The sequence below is a fragment of the Spirosoma fluminis genome (assembly GCF_054778895.1).
The window spans coordinates 405,390-427,104 of record NZ_BAAGZD010000041.1 but is presented as its reverse complement, the minus strand read 5'-3'; the positions used below and the strand labels follow the sequence as shown (position 1 = coordinate 427,104).

Genomic DNA, 21,715 nt, shown 5'->3' with positions numbered 1-21,715 from the left:
TTATTCACTACGTAACGATTTTATCGGGTTCATTAGGGCGGCCCGGACGCTTTGGTAACTCACAGTCAGCAACGTAATGAGCAACGCTCCAGCTCCCGAAGCGGCAAAAATCCACCACGACAATTCGGTTCGGTAGCTGTATTTCTGGAGCCAGTTACTTAAGAAATAAGAAGCAATCGGCGTAGCGATGCCAAAGGCGATCAGAACCAGTATCACAAAATCCTTCGACAGTAGCACCCAAAGATTAGTGACTGAAGCGCCCAATACTTTACGAACGCCAATCTCTTTGGTACGTTGCTCGGCTGTGAAAGAAGCTAGGCCGAATAATCCAAGGCACGAAATAAAAATGGCTAGTCCAGCGAAGATGCCAGCTAGTGAACCAATACGTTCTTCATCGGCAAACTTGGTAGCATACTCTTCGTCAATAAAATTGTAGTCGAAGCCAGCCGAAGGCACCACCTTCTTAAATACCGCTTCAATTTTCGGCAAAGCGTCGGCAACTGATACGTTTGGTTTAATCTTGATATTAATCCAGTTGATAGGGCCACGCAGGAAAAAGACGGTTGGATATACCGGCTCAAAAGGCGACCCCATCACCATGTCTTTAATCACACCTATAATCTTGAACGGCTTTCCATCGCGCCGGATGGTTTGACCCACTGGGGGTCCGCCAACGCGGTTTTTCAAGCCCATAAACCGAACGGCTGCTTCATTGACGACATAGGCGGCTGAATCCGAGGCAAACTCCCGCGAAAAGTCGCGCCCGGCAACGAACTGCCAGCCGACCGTTTTGCCGTATTCAGGCGATACCGTTAAGGTGCCAAAGTCTGTCTGCACAGACGGGTCTTTACCCGGCCAGTCAAACCCAATATTATTTGACCACAACTCCGTGGCTCGGCTGGCCGATTGCGCCGTTTCGTAGACGACACCGGTATTCATAAGCTCTTGCCTAAGTACATCGAACTTAGTATGCAGATCACTTGAACTCATAAACACATCAATTAATCCTTCGCGGGTGTAGCCGACAGGACGGTTTTTAGCGTGCTGAATATGGCGGTAAACGATAATAGTGCCGATGATGAGCGTTATAGATACGGCAAATTGAGCTACTACCAGCACTTTACGGAAAACAGTTGCGCCACTTACCCGAAACGTCGGACCGTGTCCCTTAAGCACTTTGATAGGTTGAAAACCAGATAAGTACAAAGCGGGATAACTACCGGCTAATAAACCTGTGATCAGAATAAAAGCTGAACTGAACAGCCAGAAGAAAGGATTGGCCCACAGGATCGTCATCTCTTTATCAGCCAGACTGTTAAACCACTTGATTGAAACTGTTACCAAACCAATGGCTATAACAAAAGCTAGTAGGACAACCAGGAACGACTCGCTGAAAAACTGACCAATTAACTGACCGCGCCCAGAACCGATGGCTTTACGAATACCCACCTCTTTAGCGCGTTTTTCGGAGCGGGCCGTGCTCAAGTTCATAAAATTAACGCAGGCTAGGAACAGCACAAAGGCACCGATGAGGCCAAACAGCCATACATACTGAATCAGACCACCAGTGTTATTCCCTTGTTTGTCGAATCCAGTGTGCAGATGCCACTTATTCATGGGATGCAGAAAGACCTGAAAGTTAAAAGCAAGCTGACCAGCATTGCCAGCTAGATTTTTAAGATGGATATCTTTAATTTTGGCCGAAACCTGATCAGCATCCACATTTGGCTGAAGTTCAGCGTACACATTAATGAAATTGTTCACCCAGCCCTGGTCTTTTATGTACGGGTTCGCTGACACGTATAAGTTCCAGGGAGCGAAGAACTTCACCTCATGAAACTCCGAGTTATGGGGTAGGTCCTCGTAAATGCCGGTAATCTTGGCATCCATGGCGTTGTTGATCTTTACCACTTTGTTCATCGGATCGGCGTTACCGAAGAGTGCCTGGGCTGCTGAAGCCGAAAGTAACACCGATCCCGGATCCCGCAGGCCCGCCCGGGTCCCTTTGAGCATGTGCAGCGTGAGCATATCGGGTGCTTCAGAATCGATAAATTCACCGGTTAGCGAAAGCTTATCATTGCCCACGGCCACAGTATGATCCTGAATCCACCATGCTCTCAGCACCCGTTTGAAATCGTTGGGGTAATTGGTCATTAACTCTGTCGCCAACGGGTAGGGTAAATTACTTCCCGTCCATGTTTCGCCATTGACGGTACCATGTTGTGCCACTTGTACGATGCGGTCGTAGTTTTGGTGGTATTTGTCAAATGATAATTCGTCCCAAATCCAGAGGCCAATCAACATTGCTACGGCCATACCAACCGCCAGCCCAGAAATATTGATGAAGGAGTAGCCTTTGTTACGTTGTAGATTGCGAAAAGCAACCTTGAGATAATTCTGAATCATGTCTGTAAGTCTTGGGTTTGGATACTCCCGGTACGCCGGACCGTTTGGTTTACGCTTCACAATCCAGGGCCGTAGCAGGCTCAGCACATCCCGAGCGTACCGCCACCGCGCCCGGCGCAGGCCCTTCTCCCGCACTCGCTGCTGAAACAGCTCATCCAGATCGCCCTCCAGCTCATCAAGAAGATGCGGAGCGCAGAACCAACGTAGTAGACGCTGGGCTAAGCGGGGCGGGGATGCAGTTGACTTGCTCATGACCAGGCAGTTCGGGGAATGGCGTCCCACATCTGATTGCGCAGTTGCCGTACCTCCTCCAACGCCCGCTTGCCTGCCCCTGTAACGGAATACAGCCGCTTGCGCCGACCACCCCGTTCGGCGGATATGCCGCCCATTTCTGAGTTGACGAGCCCTTTTTCCTGAAGTCGGTTCAGGGCCGAATGCACCGCCCCCAGATTGACGGCGCGATTCATTTGCTGCTCAATCTCATTCACAATAGCGGCTCCGTAGGCATCACCCGACCGAATGGCGACAGCCAGCAAAACCACTTCTTCAAACTCGCCCAGGTACGTTCCTTTCATACCGAAAATTAGTTGTGTAAATGTATAACAAATGCCTTGCCAGTATGCAAAAAGGCCCCTCCTGCGCAGGAGGGGCCTTTTTTTGTAAAAAAATCTGGAGCCCTTGTCCAGAAACGGACAGTTTTGTACGTCTTTGGACAACGTTTAAGCCGTGGCCGGTTCAGCGAAACCTGTAGAGACGGTTAAGTCTTTCCAATGAGCCAGATTATCCTGTAGGGCTTTGATCTTTACTTGAGCGATATCATACGCGTCCTGGCCCAGAAACAGGTGAAGGGGCGGGTTGGGCTCGGCCGAAATCCGGATCAGAGCCGCAGCGGCCTTCGCTGGATCGCCGGGTTGGTTGCCTCTGATTTGTTGCTGATGGGCCGCTTCCGAATCTCCACCTTTCTCAATTCACAAACACGCTCTTATCAATCGGGCCCGATATGAACTACTTCATGCGGGGATTTTTAAATAATCCGTACAAGAAAATAGAACCGAATAAACAGGAGATTGTGGCGTACCAGCCGATTACTACGCTATTCGCTTCGCAGGCTTTTGACCGGGTTCATCAGGGCCGCTTTAAGGCTTTGAAAGCTCACGGTCAGCAATGCAATGAACAGGGCCGCTAAACCGGCCGGAACGAACATCCACCACTCAATAGCAACCCTATACGCAAAATCCTGTAGCCACTGGCTCATTGTGTACCAGGCTATCGGTACGGCAACAATGATGGCAATAATCACTAACTTGATGAAGTCGACGGCCAGCAGCCGGAGTATACCCGTTACGCTGGCCCCTAACACCTTCCGAACGCCGATTTCGCGGGTACGTACCTGCGCGGTGAATGTAGCTAAACCAAATAAGCCCAGGCACGAAATCAGAATGGCAATCGACGCAAACAGGTTGAACAGGGTGCCCGTTTGTTGCTCCGACTTATAGAGGTTATCGAACAGATCATCCAGAAAAAAGTATTCGAACGGATAATCGGCGTTGTATTGCTTCCAGGAGCGTTCGGCTGCCGCCAGTACAGGCTCAGCTTCTTTGCCTGTCGTTTTGATATAGATTGCATTGAGTTGCTCTGGAGCATAATAAAAGATAGCTGGTTCTATTTTCTGACGCATGGAGGCAAAATGAAAGTCTTTCACAACCCCGATGATCGTGCCCCTGCGGTTCCAGAGCCGGAATCGTTTCCCGATCGGATTTTTGAGACGGGCCGCTTTAACGGCCGTCTCGTTGAGGATGAAGTGAACTGAATCCGAAACCGCCCCCGTGAAGTTGGCTCCTTCCTGCAGGTTCATTTTGAAGAAGGGCACAAAGTCTTTGTCGATCGCAACCGGACGCATAAACATGGTTTCACCCTTCTCTTTACCATCCCATTCATTATTGCCGGTTTGGTTCCCAAGCTGAATTATGTTTGAACTGGCTCGGGTTACGCCAGTCACACCGGGCTGATTCAGCAGATCGGCTTTTACCGCGTCGTAGTGCTTATTCAGATCCCGCATGAAATAGGCGAACACATGCGTCTTGTCGTAACCCAGTGATTTCGACCGGATATACTCAAGTTGCTTACTGATGATAAACGTACCAACAATCAGAATTACCGACACCGAAAACTGCGTAACCACCAGTACCTTGCGGAACGTAACATCACTCATGCGCGCCGATACGTTGCCTTTCAGCGCCTTTAGCGGATCAAAAGAAGACAGCAGTAAGGCCGGGTAAACGCTCGACGCAACCAGCGTTCCGAAAATAATCAGACCAATGAGCTGCCATAAGCGATAGTCTGACAGGTCAAGAACCAACTGCCTGCCGGAAATCTGGTTGTAAACGGGTAAAAGGAAATAAATCAAGCTAAGCGCCAGCCCGGTTGCTACGGCGAAAAGCAGGGCGGTCTCCACCAAAAACTGTAAAAACAGCTGCTGGCGGGCCGCACCCACAATTTTGCGCATGCTTACTTCTTTAGAACGTAACATGGCGCGGGCAGTGGACAGGTTAACGTAATTGATGCACGCAATAGCCAGAATGAGCAGGGCGATGAGTCCGAACATCCGGACCGTTTCAATACCACCGTTGGTGCCGTCAGCTCTGTACAGGTGCGTATCAGACAGGGGTTGTATTACGTAGTTCAGGTCCGTATCATCGGGTTTGTGGCTGAGGTGAATGGTCCGCAATTTATCCGCAAGCGCCTGTGTAGATGTGCCGGGTTGAAGTAATAAATACGTTTCGTAATTAAACTCGCTGAAGTCCTGCGCAACGGTTTTACCATCGTTCCTGCCTCCGTAGATGTCTTTAAAACGTAGTGACATAGGCAACAGTATGTCGGCCGTAATGCTCGAATTTTTGGGGAAGTCGTGGATGATACCGCTGACCTTGAAGGACGTCCTATCATCGACCGACAGGATTTTACCTATGGGGTTATTATCGCCAAAATAGCGTTTGGCGGTCGTTTCGGTGAGCACAATCGAGTGATTGTCGGGAAACGGATTGGCCGGGTTTCCCTGGATCAGCCTAAAGTCAAAAACTGAGAATAATGCTGGGTCGGTGAACCTGGTGTGGTCTTCTTTGAACACCTTATCGGCATACTTAAACAAGGTATACGTGTCATTATAGCTCATCCGAACGGCGTCTTTTACTTCCGGGAGCTGCTTTTTGGCGTAGTCCGTTATGGGCGCTACGGTCACCGTCCAGAGTTGCCGACTACTGCCGGTGCCCCCCCAGTTTTCGAGCCGGTAGATAGACGAAGCCTGCTGATGAAACCGGTCGAAGCTCAGTTCATGCTGCACCCAGAGTAGAAGCAGAATACCAACGGCCAGGCCGACGGTCAGGCCGGTCATGTTGATCAGCGAGTAAAAGCGGTTTTTCAGCAAATTGCGCCAGGCGGTTTTAAAATAATTACGTAGCATATCAGTAAGAAGGGGGTTAGGATAATCAGGTTGTTCGCGTTTCATTATGGAAGGCCGCATATAGGCGAATACTTCTCGCCAGTACGTAGCCCGGGCCTTGGGTGCGCCCAGCCGCTGCACCCGCAGGGCGTAGCGCTCGTGGAGGTCGCCCAGCACTTCCTCCCGCAGATGGGGAGCCACCAGCCAGTTGAGTAGTTTGTCGGGCCACCTGGGTGGTTGAGTAGGTGATGTGCGCTTGTTCATGCGACTGATGAATTAGGCCGCTATTCCGTCCGTAAGCTTTTTACCGGATTCATTACGGCTGCCTTAATGCTTTGGTAGCTGACCGTCAGTAACGTAATGAGCAGAGCACCCACGCCAGAGGCTGCAAAAATCCACCAGGACAGTTCCGTTCGATAGGTATACTCCTGTAGCCATTTGCCCAGGTAGTAGTAAGCAATAGGCGAAGCAAGGAAGCAGGAAATAACAACCAGCACCACGAAATCTTTCGACAGCAAACTCCACAGGTTCAGAACCGAAGCGCCCAGCACTTTCCGAACGCCGATTTCTTTAGTGCGTTGCTCGGCCGTGAACGAAGCCAGACCGAATAGCCCCAGACAGGAGATGAGGACAGCGAGCAGGGCAAAACCACCCGCCAACCTGCCGAAACGCTCTTCCGACGCGAATTTTTTTCCGAACTCTTCGTTCGCAAACTTATACTCGAATGGGGCCGACGGAACATGCTTTTTGAACGTAGCTTCGATAACGGCCATCGACTCGCTGGCGCTTCGGCCAGGATTGAGTTTGAGGGCTATCCAGTTGACATTCTCATAATCCAGGAAGTAGATGGCCTGCTTCACGGGTTCGTAGGGCGATTCGGCCAGCACGTCTTTGATCACACCGATAATCGTGAAATAGCCAGGTTTATCGGGAGCATCGACCCTTCCCCATTTGACGACGGTGCCAATCGGATTCTTAATGCCCATGAATTTAACCGCCGATTCATTGATGATCACGGCCAACGAATCGGTAGTGAATTTCCTTGAAAAATCACGGCCTTCTTTAAACTGCCAGCCTACGGTTTTGCCAAAATCATGCGTTACCCAGACGGTCGAGAAGTCATCATCGAGCGACGGGTCTTTCCCTGGCCAGCTAAAACCACTGTTGTTGGACCAAACACCGGTCATCGGACTGGATGATTCGGCCATTTCCTGGATGACCCCCTCATTCTTTAGCTCTGTTTTTAGTACGTCATATTTGCCGTAAAAGGCGGGTGACATCATCTGAATCATGACAAGCCCGTTAGTATCGTAGCCAATCGGACGATTTTTGGTGTGTTGAATTTGTCGGTACACGATACTGGTGCCAATAATCAACGTAATGGAAACCGTAAACTGAACCACGACCAGCACCTTACGCGGCACGGCTGCCCAGCGTCCTACATTGAAGGTGCCTTTTAAGACCTTAATCGGTTGAAAGGACGAAAGATAAAAGGCTGGATAACTACCCGCCAGCAGTCCGGTAACCAACATAAATCCAAGGCTGCTTAGCCAGAATAATGGCTTGGTCCAAGGGAATGTAATGTGTTTGTCGGCTATTTCATTAAACCAGGGTAAAAGGGCCAGAATGAGCAACGTAGCACCGATAAACGCAAAAACAACGACCAGAAACGACTCGCTGAAAAACTGGTTGATCAGCTGGGCCCGTACTGACCCGACGGCTTTGCGAATACCCACCTCTTTAGCGCGTTTTTCGGAGCGGGCCGTCGAGAGATTCATAAAATTGATGCAGGCCAGGAGCAGGACAAACACGCCCACAATGGCAAACAACCGAACGTACTGAATGTAGCCGCCTGTTTTGATGCCTTCTTCCCAGTTGCCACGCAAGCGCCAGTCGCTCATCGGGTGCAGAAACATCTCCGATTTGAATTTTTTGTCGTCGGCCGGTACGTTGTTTAATTTGGCGTTTTTGATTCGGTTACTCACCGTTTCCATGTCCGTATTATCGGCGAGCTGAATAAACAGCTGAAACGAGTTATTGGCCCACAGGTTCTGATCACGGGCCTGTTTTACCCAGGGCTGCGTGGCTACGTATAATTCCCAGGGAGCTATGAACGTAAGATCGCGAAACTCGGTATTAAACGGCAGGTCTTTGTAAACGCCCGTCACCCGAACATCCGCTTTGCCTTCGACATTAATAAGTTTTCCCATCGGATCAGCCCCGCCAAAGAGCGACTCCGCCGTTGAGGCCGACAGCAAAATAGTATTGGTTTCTTTCAAGCCATTACGACTGCCTTTGAGCATGTGCAGCGACAGGATTTCCGGCATTTCGGCACCCATATAATTGCCTGAACGCGTAAGCTTAGTATCGCCGTAGGAGAGGATGCGGTCGCCCAGCCAGGCCGACATCGCGAGGTGTGTAAAATTACTGCCGTACTTATTTCGCAGTTCAGCTTCCAACGGAGCCGGAACGTCCTTTTGAGTGCCAATGTGTCCGTTAAATGTTTGATGTTGCATAACCTGAGCAATGCGATCGTAATGCTCATAGTGGGTGTTGTACGATAGCTCGTCGTAAATCCACAGACCAATCAACATAGCCACGGCCATACCGACTGCCAAACCGCCAATGTTAATAGCCGAATAGCCTTTATGCCTGGCCAGGTTGCGGAGAGCGATTTTGAGATAGTTACGTAGCATATCTGTGTTTGATGGGTTGGGATACTCGTTCGGATTGCGTTCAATAAATTGCGGGCGCAGATAGGCCAGCACCTCGCGCCAGTACATTCTGCGCGCTTTAGATTCGCCCAGCCGTTGTACCCGCAGGGCGTAGCGCTCGTGGAGGTCGCCCAGCACCTCCTCCCGCAGGTGCGGAGCCACCAACTTATTGAGCAGCTTGTCGGGCCACTTAGGGGGTAACTTCCATTGGTCAGGTTCCATACGACGGCTAGGTTAACTCCACTTAAGTATAGTTTGCGGGGCGATACGTTCCCAGAACCGGCTGCGTACCGAATGGACCTCACTCAGGACGCGGCCACCCAGCGCCGTAATGGTAAACAGGCGTTTGCGCCGACCACCCCGTTCGGCCGTAGCTTCGCCCAGTTCAGAGCGGAGGTAGCCTTTCGTTTCCAGCCGTTGCAGAGCCGCGTGAACCGCCCCGGTGCTGACGGTCTGTCCCGTTTCCCGTTCGAGCTCTTCGGCAATACCCACCGAATAGGCTTTCGGAGCGAGCACGGTCACAGCCAACAAAACGACCTCTTCAAACTCACCCAAGTCACTACGTCGCATCAGCTAAAGGAGGGAGTTAATCTGTTACGTTCTATTTCCTCTATTTCTGTATGTCAAATGCCTTGCCAAAGACTGAAACAGCCCATTTCAGTCTAGAATGGGCTGTTTTTATACTATCCGTACGTATACCTTGTCCAGAAACGGACAGATTTCGTACGCGGACGGACAGAAGGAATTTACTGGACAGCGGGGACCCTTAGCTGGTTCGTTTGTCGTGCATGAGCATATCGACGGCATCGGTAAGCGATCCGGCACGGGTAACCTGCCCGGCGTTGATGAAGAAGATGTCGTCGGCGGTTTCGATGGTATTGAGCCGATGCGCAATGATAATTCGTGTGGTTGATTCGGGCAGGTTCCGTAAGATTTCGTCGAGCAACTGCTCTGTAATGGTATCGATGTTTGCGGTGGCCTCGTCCAGGATTAGTAAGTCCGGATTCCGTAGCACGGCCCGCATAAACGCGATCAACTGCCGTTGCCCCAGGCTGATGGTGTCGCCAACCGTTTGTACGTTCGTGTCTAAGCCTTGATCGAACCGCTCGACGAGCTTTTCCAGATTCGCTTCCTGGATCACCGCAGCCAGTTGTTCGTTGGTGTACGACTGATACGTGTCGTTGCCGTACAGAATGTTCTCCCGAACCGTACCCGTAAATAGAAAGGGCTCCTGCAAAATAAAGCCGATTTTCCGTGAGCGCTCGGCAGCACTATACCCGCGAATGTCCGTTCCATCGAGCAGCACCGTTCCGCTGGTGGGGTCGTATAGACGGGCAATCAGCGACGCAGTTGTCGTTTTTCCTCCTCCTGTCGGGCCGACCAGGGCGTAGGTTTTGCCTCGTTCGAGGTCGAACGTAATGTTGTGCAGCACTTCACTACCGTTGGGATAGCTGAACGATACGTTACGAAACGACAGCAGGGATGAGCTGGAAACGGTTAACGGATTGGCAACGGATTGCAGGTTGGTCTGTAAAGCCAGCAGGTGCGAAATCCGGTCCCAACCCGCCAGCGCCACCTGGAAATTGGCCCACAACGTGGACAGTTGGCGAAGTGGATTGTAAAAATTGGTGATGTATGCCAGAAAGCTAATCAGCAGACCAATGGAGAAGCGGTTCGTGGTGATCAGGTAGATGCCGAACGTAAGCACAACCAACTGGCCGATGTTAGCGGCCAGACCAATAACGGGCAAAAAGACGTTGTTGGCCAGCCCGGCCCCGATGGCTGTCCGGTAGTTCTGCTGATTGACTTCCTCGAACCGTTTCCGGAAATAATCCCGTCGATTGAAAGCAATGATGACCTTGAAATTGGTTAAACTCTCCTGAATGTCGGCGCTCAGATCACCGCCACTTTTCAGGTTTGCGGCATTTGTTCGCTTCACCCAGGCCGAAGTCATTTTTGTGAACAACCAGATCAGAATGGCTGGTGACAGAGCGGCTGCGCCTAACGGAAGGTTAATGAACAGCAGGAACAGACCCGCTCCGGTCATAATGAAAATACTGCCTACAAACTGCATCAGCGATTGAGAGAAAAACTGATTGAGTTTATCGGTGTCGTTGTTGATGCGCGAGATCAGGTCACCGGCTTTGTTCTGGTTAAAGAACGCGACTGGTAATTCCAGCAGTTTATTGAATACGGCGTTTCGCAGCTTAAACAAGGTGCGTTGACCGACGCTACCCATCAGGCGGGTTTGCAGGTAGTTGGTTGTGAACGCAACCGTGTAAATGACCAACAGCATACCTGCGTTCGTCAGAATGCCATCGAACTGTCTGGTCCGGACGTACCGGTCGATGGTCTGACCGATAATCATGGGCCCTACCAGCGTCAGCCCCGAGTTGATCAGAATGGCAATACCGGCCAGAATCAGTCGTTGCCGCTCATCGCGGATAAGTGCCAGTAATTTTCGGAGTGCTTTGGCCGTCGCATTTTTTTCTTCTTTCTGGCCCACAAACTGATTAAGATCGTAGTTCATACTGGCTCGTGCTCCGTTGGGATTGGTAAATCTGAATGTATTCGGGGCTGGTCATTATCAGTTCTGGATGAGTGCCCTGGGCAATTACTTCGCCTTCCATAAGCAGGATGATCTGCTCATAATCTTCGACCGCGGCAATCTTCTGGGTCACCGAAATGAGCGTTAGGCCGGGGTAATTCCGTTGCACATTTGCCAGGATTTTCTGCTCCGTTTTCGGGTCGACCCGCGCCGTAAAATCGTCCAGTAAGAGCACTCTGGGATTCAGGGCCAGCGCACGGGCCAGCATGATCCGCTGTTTTTGCCCCCCTGACAGGCTGCTTCCACGCTCAGAAATGACCGTTTGCAGCTTCTCAGGCATCGACTTTACCAGATCGCTCAGTTCGGAGGTGTCGATCGCCCGTTCCATCAATTCCTCCGTTACGTTCTCATTGAAGGCAATGTTTTCGCGAAGCGTCAGATTGAAGATGATACTATCCTGAAACACAAATCCAACCTGCTGATGGAATACGTCTTCGTCGTAGTTTTCGACAGGTTGCCCGTCAAAATAGATACTGCCCGCTGTTGGTTTGGTTAGTCCGGTCAGCAGAAACAAAAGCTGGCTTTTCCCGGCGGCCGTTGGACCCACGATAGCTGTTCGCGTACCGGCTTTTACTGTAAACGAAACGTCCTTCAACGCTGGCTTCTCACCGTAATACACGGATACGTTCCGAAGTTCCACGTCGCCTTGCAGTCGGGTGGCTACGGTGCCGGTTTTAGCGGGTTCGGCCGCCTGCAGCACCGCCCGCACCCGCGCATACGAGGCCGATGCCTGGGCGATTACGTTGCTCATGAAGCCGATCACAATAATCGGAAAAATCAGCATTGCCAGATAGCTGTTGAAGGCCGAGAAATCCCCCAGCGACATAGTGCCCGTTATCACAAAATGGCCGCCCATCACCAGAATCGCCAGAGTTGCCATGTTGGCCGTAAAACTGATAACCGGAATCAGCGTCGCAAACAACCGCAGTATGGCAAGGCCCAGGTCTTTGGCATTGGTGTTGGCCGCCACAAACTTGTTGTATTCCAACTGCTGCGAATTAAGCACCCGAATCAGGGCCGCCCCGAGGATGCTTTCGTTGATGACTTTGTTGAGCCAGTCGATTACCTCGCGGCTTTTGATGAATAGTACCCGCACTCGTTTCAATACGTAAAAAAACGTACCGCCAATGATCGGCACGATAGCCAGAACGGTCAGCGCGAGTTTCCAGTTGATGCTGATGAGCAGAATACTGGCTCCGATAATGATGCACAACGAGGATGCAATGGACACGATCGCCTGGGAAACGAACAGTTTGACCGAGTCAATATCTGAGGTCAGGTTGGTGAGCAGCTTCGACGGGTTGGCCTGCTGGATATAGCTAAAACTCTGGCGGGAAATGGTATCCGCCAGTTGGGTGCGCAGGTCTTTTGCTACCCGCTCGGACACAAAGGTCTGCACAATGCTTTGGCCGTACGTAAAAACAAAAATCAGCAGCGACGCGATCATAAACTCAACGACCATCGTCCGAAAGGCAAAATGGCCAGCCGTATAGGCATCGATGCCCTGCGAAATAAGCATCGGCAGTACCAGATTGACTCCGTTGCTGACCAGCGCCAAAAGTATCAGGACACCAACCTGTCGGGAATAAGGTTTGAGTAGGTTCAGCAACGAAGGAGAAGACGTTCGGGGGGCGTGTTTTTTAGGAGCAGCGTTGGCCATACGAGTGTCCCGAGTGGGAAGCTGGGTATAGATGAAGGCGTTCCCAAAGATAAATAACGACCAATGGCTATCTACGTTAAAATCGTATTAATGGCTATACTAACCTCAAATTTAGAGTAGACACAACTCGAAAAGCACTGTGTTCTGCGCAGTGCTTTTCGAGTTGTATAGACTATGTTTACTCGGCCTTCAAGCTTCTGACGGGGTTCATCAAGGCAGCTTTAATGCTTTGAAAACTGACGGTCAACAACGCAATGCCAATGGCCAATATGCCCGACACAAGAAATACCCACCATTCAATCCCTCTCTTGTATTCATAGCCCTGCATCCACTGCGACATCGCATACCAGGCGAGGGGAGAGGCAATAAGAATAGCCAGCAGCACCAGCTTGAGGAAATCGCGGGAGAGTAGCGCGACGATGCTGGGCACTGACGCACCCAGGACCTTACGTACACCAATTTCTTTGGTACGTTGCTCGGCCGTAAACGTGGCCAGGCCAAACAGACCCAGGCACGAAATAAATATGGCCAGAAACGCAAAGTAGTTCGCCAGCGTACCGACAACCGTTTCGCTATGGTACAGCTTCTGAAACTCGTCGTCGGAGAATTTATACGAGAATGGGAATTTCGGATTCAACTCGCGGCATACCGTTTCCAGGCTCGCCAGCGCTTGCCTGGTTTGTCCGGGTTGAGTCCGCACGATGATGTTCTGATTCGTCAGGTCCGGGCTTAATTTGACAATCATCGGTTCAATAGCAATGTGCAGCGAGTGCTGATGAAAATCGTCAAGAACGCCGATGATGGTGCCTGGCTTACCCCAGAGCGTAAGTGGTTTACCGATCGGGTCCTCGTAGCCAATTCGGCGGGCGGCTGTTTGGTTGATCAGATAACTTACCGAATCCATACCGTATGCTGGCGAGAAATCGCGGCCTTTCAGGTTAATCTTCAGCGTTTTTGTGAAGTCATAATCGACGGTGGAAAACTGGAATTCGATATTCAGGCTCGGATCTTTACCCGGCCATTTTACATTCCCGGTGCTGCCAAAGGCGTTGGTAGGCGTACCATTCATGTACGTTATGTTCTGAATACCGGGCATTTCCTGAAGCTCCTGTTTGAAGGTCGTGTATTTGCTGGACAGTTCACCTTCGGCCGGTACGTAAATCAGGTTCTCGCGGTCAAAACCGAGGTTTTTGGTCTGGATGTAGCTGATCTGCCGGTAAACAACGATGGTGCCGACAATGAGCACGAGCGACAACACAAACTGAAACACGACCAGACTCTGGCGAAACAGCCGCGCGCCAGCGCCAAACTGAATCGTACCCTTTAAAACACGTATTGGATTTAGCGAGGATAGAAACAGCGCCGGATAGCTGCCGGCAATCAGTCCGGTAAGGAGCGTCATGCCAACCAGCGTAGCCCAGAACGAAGCATCGGTAACCCGGAACGTAATGTTCTTCTCGGTAAGGCTATTAAATACTGGCAATAACAGCCAGACCAGCACCAGCGAGATCACCAGTGCGAGCAATGTTAATAGCAACGCTTCGCCGATAAACTGACCAACCAGCAGGCTCCTGGCTGCTCCAATAACCTTCCGAACGCCCACTTCGCGGGCGCGCTTCACCGAACGGGCCGTCGCTAAGTTCATAAAGTTGATGCAGGCAATTAACAGAATAACTACAGCTACGATGCCGAACAGCCGAACGTAGTCAATGCGGCCGCCATCCTGGTAGCCGTTTTTAAAGTTGGAATACAGGTAAGCCTCCTGAAACGGCTGAAGAAAGAGCTGGATGTCGAACGTGCCGGTTTTGAGCCCAGGGTTATATTTTTTCAGGAACGACTGCATCTTCGCTTCCAGTCGGGCGGGATCGGCGGGTTGACCCGTGCGGTCGGTATGCAGCATGATACGTGTGCTGGAAGCGTTAGTCCCCCAGTCTTTCAGCCACTCGTTCCGGTTCAGTAAATCCTGCCAGCTAAGCAGGTAATCGTACCGGTCTGAGCTATTCTCGGGGAGGTCGCTGAAGACCGCCGTAACCAGGTAGTCGCTTTTGTTATCGAGCCGGATGCTTCTTCCTATGGCGGCCTGGGAGCTGCCAAAATAGTTTTGCGCCAGCTTGTTCGATATAGCAATGTTTGCAGGAGCACTCAGTGCGGTTTCGGCAGCACCGGCCAATAGTGGAATGCTGTACATCTTGAACCAGTCAGCTCCTACCGATCGGCCTTTTTCTTTGTTGATGCGGTCGCCAACGGTAAATGTATGCTGATCTTCCCAGGAAAGTCCGGCCGCATATTTGATTTCGGGAAAGGCTTTTTTCAGCTCGTCAGCCAGCAAACCGGGTGTACTGGGGCCAGCCTCAACTTTCCCGTCATAATATTGGCGTTCCATGACATTATACAACTGCGGACCGTGTGCGTGGTAGGCATCTACCCTGAACTCGTCCTGTATCCACAGGAAAATGAGCAAACTACAGGCCATGCCTAAGGCTAACCCTAAGATGTTGATGGCCGAAAAGGTCTTGTTATGAATGACATTGCGCCAGGCGATTTTTAGATAATTGCGAATCATGGTAGGATTGAAAAATAGGATAGTTCGGTGTTCCTGCTGAGAGTAGGGGTTGAATTGAGTAACCGTTGAGGGTTGCTTGTGATGAATGGCTCGTCGTTTCAGAAAATAGGGCCGACAGAACTTGACCACTTCCAGTACGTAGAGCTGCCGGGCTTTGGCCGCACCAACTTCGGCGACTTGTTGTTCGAATTGCTCGTGCAGATCGCCAAGCAGTTCTTCCAGTAGATCGGCGGGCAGTACGCGCTTCAGAAGTCGGTCGGCGAAGCGGGGCGGTCCGACGTTTCGGGGGGTAGGTGTGGGGTGCTTTGCCATGACTCAGGACCAGGAAGGGTTGTTAGGAATAGCGTTCCACAACTCGTTACGTACCTCCCGCATCTCGCCCAGCGTTCGCTTGCCAGCCGCCGTAATGGTGAAGAAGCGTTTGCGCCGACCACCCCGTTCGGCCGTAGCCCCACCCAGTTCGGAGTGAACAAAGCCTTTCTCTTCTAATCGATAGAGGGCAATGTGCACCCCGCTCAGACTAATGGTTCGTTCGGTACGTTGCTTGAGTTCGGCGGCAATGGTTACGCCGTAAGCCTGCCCTTCCAGAACGGCAACGGTCAGCAGAACCAGTTCTTCAAACTCACCTAAGTAAGGTCTGCCCATGAGGTCAATGTCAGCTTTAAGTATTTACTTATTATTTGCTAAACAAATGCCTTGCCAGAGTAAGCAATGGGCTTTCCTACGCATTTGAGGCCGTTTTATAGTTTATAGCGTAGTCGTGTTCTGTCCGTTAATGGACAAAGAATCGTACGACTGCGGACAGGAAAGATGAGCGGACGTAATTCCTGAATTCAGGGGTGATTGGAAAAGAACAAGTAACATTTAAGAACAAAACGCGTAAACGCCAACAAAGCACCGCATACATCACGGTGCTTTGTTGGCGTTTACGCGTCGGCTTTGTAAATTATTCGTTTCGCAGACTTTTCACCGGGTTCATCAGAGCAGCCCGAATGCTTTGGAAACTGATGGTCAGCAACGTAATGAGCAATGCGCCCGCGCCCGTTGCGGCAAATGTCCACCACGAGATGGTCGCGCGATACTGATACTGTTGCAGCCAGTCGTTCATGAAGTACCAGGCAATGGGCGAGGCAATCAATAGTGAAATGAGTACGAGCCCAACGAAGTCTTTAGAGAGTAATTGCCACAGACTGAACACCGACGCGCCCAGCACTTTGCGTACCCCAATCTCCTTGGTCCGTTGCTCCGCCATAAACGAAGCAAGTCCAAACAAACCCAGGCAAGAGATGAAAATGGCCAGTACGGCGAAGACAGTAGACAATTGGCCGATACGTTCTTCGGCGCGGAACTTCTGGTCGTATTCATCGCTGCTAAACTTATACTCAAATGGACTGCCAGGATTATATTTTTTTAAGATAGGCTCAATCCGAGCCAGAGCCTCCCGGGCACTCATCTGTGGGTTGAGTTTAATATGGATGAAATAAGCCCAGTCTTCCTTTAATAAAAATATAGTTGGTTGAGTTGGTTTGAACGGTGACCCCATTACCACGTCCTTGATCACGCCAATGATTGTGTAGTTCTTGCCGTTCCACTTGATGTATTCGCCAACGGGCTCTGTCATACCGATAAACTTAGCCGCACTTTCGTTGATGACAATCCCTAGCGAATCGGTTGAAAAGCTGCGGGAAAAATCACGACCTCGTTTAAATTGCCATCCGACCGTTTTGCCGTACTCCTGAGTGATGCCAATCGTGCCAAAATCGCCTAGCTGATTCGGATCTTTGCCTTTCCAGTCGAAGCTGGCGTCACTACTCCACACTTCTGTAGATGGACAGGATGACTCGGCCATGTTGACTACGGCACCAGTCTGGAGCAAATCTGTGCGAATTGCGTCGTAATGTTTATACAGATCGGAGGTGTTCATCATGACAGATAACAACCCCGTTCTGTCGAAACCTACGGGCCGATTTTTCGCGTGTTGAATCTGCTGAAAAACGATGATGGTACCAATAATAAGTGATACGGATACGGTAAATTGGGTAACCACTAACACCTTACGTGGCACGGATGCAAAGCGTCCGATTTGGAAGGTGCCTTTGAGTACCCTCATGGGCTGGAAACCAGATAAGTACAGCGCCGGATAGCTACCGGCCAGCAAGCCTGTAAAGAGAGTGAAGCTTAAGCAAAAGATCCAAAACAGCGGATTGCTCCATAGGATAATCGTTTTCTTGTCGGCAAGCTCGTTGAATAACGGTAGTAAAAGCTGTACCAGCAGTAGTGCTACACCGAGTGCGATTACAACAACCAATAGCGATTCGCTCAAAAACTGGCTGATTAACTGGCTACGTACTGATCCAACCGCTTTTCGAATGCCAACCTCTTTAGCACGCTTCTCAGAGCGGGCGGTGCTAAGGTTCATAAAATTAATGCAGGCTAACAGCAACACGAACAAGCCAATGATGCTGAACAGCCACACGAACTGAATTCTCCCCCGAATCAGTACACCGTTTTCCCATTCGGAGTAGAGATGCCACTGACTCATCGGGTGTAAAAACGCCTTAGGGTCAAATCGGGCTTCTTCTTTAGCGTGTGTGGCTTTGATCCGTTCGATCTTGGCCGAAACCTGATCGAAGCTGGTGTGGGGGGCAATCTGGACTAGTAGAAGAAAGGAATTGTTCCCCCAATTTGTCTCCGACCGTTTTACCCAGGCTTCGTCCTCAACGAACAATTTCCAGGGAAGGAGAAAGGATACTTCCCGAAACTCAGTGCTGTAAGGCAAATCCTCATAGACGCCAGTTACCTTAAGATAGCGCTTGTTGCCGACCTTAACAAGTTTGTTGAGGGGATCAGCATCACCAAACAGTGCTTTCGCTACTGATTCAGAAAGTAGAATAGACGTGGGGTTATCAAGTCCATTCCGGGTGCCGCTGAGCATCTTCAGCGAAAACATGTCTGGAAAGCTAGGCTCTACATAGTTACCCCGCTTTATAAATTTGTTCATACCATAAGCCAGAATTCTTTCTTCGGTCCAGGACGATAAGGCGATATGACTGAAATAGCTACCGTACTCGTTCTGCAAAACCGCCCGCATGGGTAGAGGTGTTGCTGGAGTTGTACTGGTCGATCCGTTCCAGGTTTGATGCTGCATTACCCGTGCAATGCGGTCGTAGTTGGCGTGGTACTTGTTGTAAGACAGCTCATCCCAAACCCACAAGCCAATCAGCATCGCTACAGCCATCCCCACGCCCAAACCTGTGATGTTAATGGCCGAATAGCCTTTGTTGCGGGACAGGTTTCGGAAGGCAATCGTTAAATAGTTTCGGATCATGTCCATGTTGGTAGGGTTAGGATATTCACTTTTTCTGCGTTTGATCACATAAGGCTTCACAAATCCCAGCACATCCCACCAGTAGCGCCACTTGGCGCGTCGTGCACCCACCCGCTCAAGCTGGTAAGCAAACTCTTCATGCAAATCACCTTGCAGGGTTTCCAGCAGATGCGGAGCCACGAACCATTCTAATAGACGGTCGGCGAGGGACGGAGGGGTTAGGCGGTCAGGCGATCCGGCGTTGGTTTTCAGGGTGTTGGGCGTGGTACATAGGGCAGGGGCAGGACTTGGTTGTACCCTTCGCCCTCTGCCCCTAACCCTAAGCGAATTACTCGCTACGTAGTGACTTGGCTGGATCCATTAGGGCGGCTCTGATGCTTTGGAAAAAGACCGTTAACAGGGCGACTAAGGTTGCCAGGGCACCGGCTAAGGCAAACATCCACCATTCGATGGTGATCTTGTACGCAAAGTTTTGCAGCCACTGGTCCATAGCGTACCAGGCAATGGGTGAGGCAATAAGTGTGGCGAGCAGAACCAACTTCAGAAAGTCTTTTGACAGCAGCGTTACCAGACTGGATACCGATGCTCCCAACACTTTGCGGATACCAATCTCTTTAGTCCTGACCTCCACCGAAAACGTCATCAAGCCCAGCAAACCAAGGCAGGCAACCAATAGCGTCAGGCCGGTAAAGCCATTGAACAGACGCATCAACCGTTCTTCTTTTTCGTACAGGCGGTTATACGCTTCGTCCAGGAAGTAATAATCGAACGGAACAGACGGCTGGGTTTGATTGTACAACTGACGAAGGTGATCCAGCGCCTGCATTACGTCCGTCTGAGCGCCCAGACGAACGAGCAGAAAGCCCCCCTTGGCCAAGGCTTTGCGGCTGGTGTCACTAATGACGGTCAGCAACATGGGCGACACCAACCCGCGGAGACTATGCACATGAAAGTCGGCCACAACTCCATCCGTGGGTTGATCTTTGAAAGGAGCAGGCTGTTGTATTGGATTGCCCTTAATGCCCGCTTCGTTCATCACCGTTTGGTTATACAACTGAAGTTCCTTTGTTACGGGCCTGTCCTGCCAGCCAACAGGCGGATAAATCATCCGCACACCCATCATCGCAAAAAACGACTTGTCGACCGTCATGGCGTTCACCATCAATTGCTTTTGCGTTTTGGCTGTTTTCATGAACCAGGTCATAATCCGGTTTGTAAACAGCGCGGTGTTTGAGTACGCTACGTTGTCGGGACCGGCCCATTGCCGAACCGCATCCCGAAAAGCGGGAAACTGCCGCGTCATGTCGCTATCAATGGTGATGCTCACTACCTGTGACCGGTTGATGCCCAGATTCTGCGTTTGCAGCAGACGCATCTGCATGAACAGTACCAGGCTGCAAATCAACAGGGCAACGGAAGCGGTAAACTGAAGAGTTGTGAAAAATCGACGAACCCCAACCCCGCTTCGTGCTGAACCGATGGCGCCTTTCAGCACTTCGTTGGGCTTGAATCTGGACAGTAATAGGGCCGGATAGCCACCCGCCAAAAAGGCGCAGGTCAGCCACAAACCGACCAGCAGTCCCCAGTAGGTTCTCTGGTGCAGTACGCGGTTGTCCATGCGTAAGTCCAGCGCCTGGTTGGCCCACGGGAACAGCACCTGTAACACCACCAGCGATAAGCCAAAAGCTATTGTCGTCGTCAGAAACGATTCTATAAAAAACCGCCCGATCAGTTCGCTGCGCTGACTGCCAACCGCTTTTCGAATGCCAACCTCCCGGGATCGTTGGGTAGCGCGGGCGGTCGTGAGGCTAACGTAGTTGATAATCGCCAGGGCAAGAATCAACAGGGCAATGGTGAGCAGAATGTAAAGCGACTGTCGGGTATCTTTCGGCCCACTGCGGCTGTCGAGATGCAGGTCTGGAAGCGCTTCCAGGAAAAAACGGGCTGTCATATCGACAAAATGGATGCCCCCTTTCACCTGCTCCAGCTTCTTCTCTACCGAAGCGATGTTCGTTCCCGGCCGGAGAACTAGAAAGGTTTGCAGAAACCCGGCCGATTCATAGATGTTCTTGGCCGTAGGTCCCAGCGTAGGCATGGAACTCAGCGAAATCAATCCGTTGACCTGAATAACAGAGTGTGTTGGGTAGTCGTCGAGAACGCCGGAAACGGTCAACGGGTACTGTTTATCATACAGTAGCGTTTGCCCTAGCGGATTTCGGTCGCCATAGTATTTTTGGGCCAGTTGCCGGGTCAGAACAATCCGTCCGGGTTCGCCCAGTGCCGTTTTCGGATCACCGTATACCAGCCGAAAGCCAAGCGATGACAGGGCGGGTGTATCCGTAAATCCGATATTGCTTTCTTTAAACCGATGCTGCGGGTCGGACTGAAGCACGGGATCGCCAACGCCATCCGAAAAACGGATAACGGCTTCCACGTCTGGAATCTGCCGTTTGGCTTCACGCCCAAAGGATTCGTGCAGGCCGGTCATAGTCACGTCGTCTCCCCCATACCGGGCGACAGACGTAACCCGGTACGTCCGGTCGGCAAACGGCTGAAAGCGGTCGTAGTGAAATTCGTGCCAGACGTAAAGCGTAATCAGCGTACTAACGGCCAGGCCAACAGTTAACCCAACGATGTTCAGGCCACTGAGGAGTTGATTTTTCCAGAGTTGTCGGAAAGCAATGGTGATATAATTGCGGATCATGTCGGGGTTAGTTGGGTTTAGATTCTCGGTTCTCTCTCGCTTAATCACATAGGGCCTGACAAAGCCCAGCACATCCCGCCAGTAGCGCCACTGGGCGCGTCGAACACCCACGCGCTCAACCTGATAAGCAAACTCCTCGTGGAGGTCGCCTTGCAGGGTTTCGAGCCGATGCGGAGCCACAAACCATTCCAGTAGGCGGTCGGCTAAACGGGGCGGGGTAGGGGGCTGGGGCTTCATGGGGTTAGGGGGCGAAGGGCTGGAGGCAATAGGCGGAGCTTGGTACTACCCTTCTC

12 protein-coding genes are annotated in these 21,715 nt (G+C 51.2%); 1 reads left to right on the top strand and 11 read right to left on the bottom strand.

The features are described 5' to 3' along the window. Entirely contained in the window at positions 1 to 2,658 is a 2,658-nt protein-coding gene (locus ACYVBJ_RS23685) for an ABC transporter permease (protein WP_460984768.1), read from the bottom strand. Further along, positions 2,655 to 2,981, bottom strand: coding sequence for a PadR family transcriptional regulator (locus tag ACYVBJ_RS23680; RefSeq protein WP_460984767.1), 327 nt, complete (start codon positions 2,979 to 2,981; stop codon positions 2,655 to 2,657). Before ACYVBJ_RS23680 ends, ACYVBJ_RS23685 begins: the two co-directional genes overlap by 4 nt. 231 nt (positions 2,982 to 3,212) lie before the next feature. Here ACYVBJ_RS23680 and ACYVBJ_RS23675 point away from each other — a divergent pair, with 231 nt between their 5' ends. After that, positions 3,213 to 3,410 (top strand): hypothetical protein, encoded by a 198-nt coding sequence (locus ACYVBJ_RS23675; protein WP_460984766.1) that lies wholly within the window; start codon positions 3,213 to 3,215, stop codon positions 3,408 to 3,410. Positions 3,411 to 3,499: 89 nt separating this feature from the next. On the opposite strand, the gene ACYVBJ_RS23670 is transcribed toward ACYVBJ_RS23675, so the two are convergent. From ACYVBJ_RS23670 to ACYVBJ_RS23630, 9 genes are all read right to left on the bottom strand, one after another. After that, positions 3,500 to 6,109, bottom strand: coding sequence for an ABC transporter permease (locus ACYVBJ_RS23670; protein WP_460984765.1), 2,610 nt, complete (start codon positions 6,107 to 6,109; stop codon positions 3,500 to 3,502). Between the two features lie 20 nt (positions 6,110 to 6,129). Further along, on the bottom strand, positions 6,130 to 8,781 hold the full coding sequence (locus ACYVBJ_RS23665; RefSeq protein WP_460984764.1) for an ABC transporter permease: 2,652 nt from the start codon (positions 8,779 to 8,781) through the stop codon (positions 6,130 to 6,132). Positions 8,782 to 8,793: 12 nt separating this feature from the next. Next, positions 8,794 to 9,129, bottom strand: a complete 336-nt coding sequence (locus tag ACYVBJ_RS23660) for a PadR family transcriptional regulator (RefSeq protein WP_460984763.1) — start codon at positions 9,127 to 9,129, stop codon at positions 8,794 to 8,796. A gap of 196 nt (positions 9,130 to 9,325) precedes the next feature. Further along, positions 9,326 to 11,089 carry an ABC transporter ATP-binding protein gene (locus ACYVBJ_RS23655; RefSeq protein WP_460984762.1) on the bottom strand — a complete coding sequence of 588 codons (1,764 nt, stop codon included), beginning with the start codon at positions 11,087 to 11,089 and terminating at the stop codon, positions 9,326 to 9,328. Beyond that, the gene (locus ACYVBJ_RS23650; RefSeq protein ID WP_460984761.1) at positions 11,073 to 12,827 is read right to left on the bottom strand and encodes an ABC transporter ATP-binding protein; all 1,755 of its coding nucleotides are present in this window, start codon (positions 12,825 to 12,827) and stop codon (positions 11,073 to 11,075) included. Before ACYVBJ_RS23650 ends, ACYVBJ_RS23655 begins: the two co-directional genes overlap by 17 nt. A gap of 178 nt (positions 12,828 to 13,005) precedes the next feature. Next, the gene (locus ACYVBJ_RS23645; protein ID WP_460984760.1) at positions 13,006 to 15,702 is read right to left on the bottom strand and encodes an ABC transporter permease; all 2,697 of its coding nucleotides are present in this window, start codon (positions 15,700 to 15,702) and stop codon (positions 13,006 to 13,008) included. A gap of 3 nt (positions 15,703 to 15,705) precedes the next feature. Then, the gene (locus ACYVBJ_RS23640; RefSeq protein ID WP_460984759.1) at positions 15,706 to 16,035 is read right to left on the bottom strand and encodes a PadR family transcriptional regulator; all 330 of its coding nucleotides are present in this window, start codon (positions 16,033 to 16,035) and stop codon (positions 15,706 to 15,708) included. Between the two features lie 301 nt (positions 16,036 to 16,336). Beyond that, positions 16,337 to 18,970 (bottom strand): ABC transporter permease, encoded by a 2,634-nt coding sequence (locus ACYVBJ_RS23635; protein WP_460985271.1) that lies wholly within the window; start codon positions 18,968 to 18,970, stop codon positions 16,337 to 16,339. A gap of 76 nt (positions 18,971 to 19,046) precedes the next feature. Continuing rightward, positions 19,047 to 21,659 carry a permease prefix domain 2-containing transporter gene (locus ACYVBJ_RS23630; RefSeq protein WP_460984758.1) on the bottom strand — a complete coding sequence of 871 codons (2,613 nt, stop codon included), beginning with the start codon at positions 21,657 to 21,659 and terminating at the stop codon, positions 19,047 to 19,049. Positions 21,660 to 21,715 lie beyond the last annotated feature (56 nt).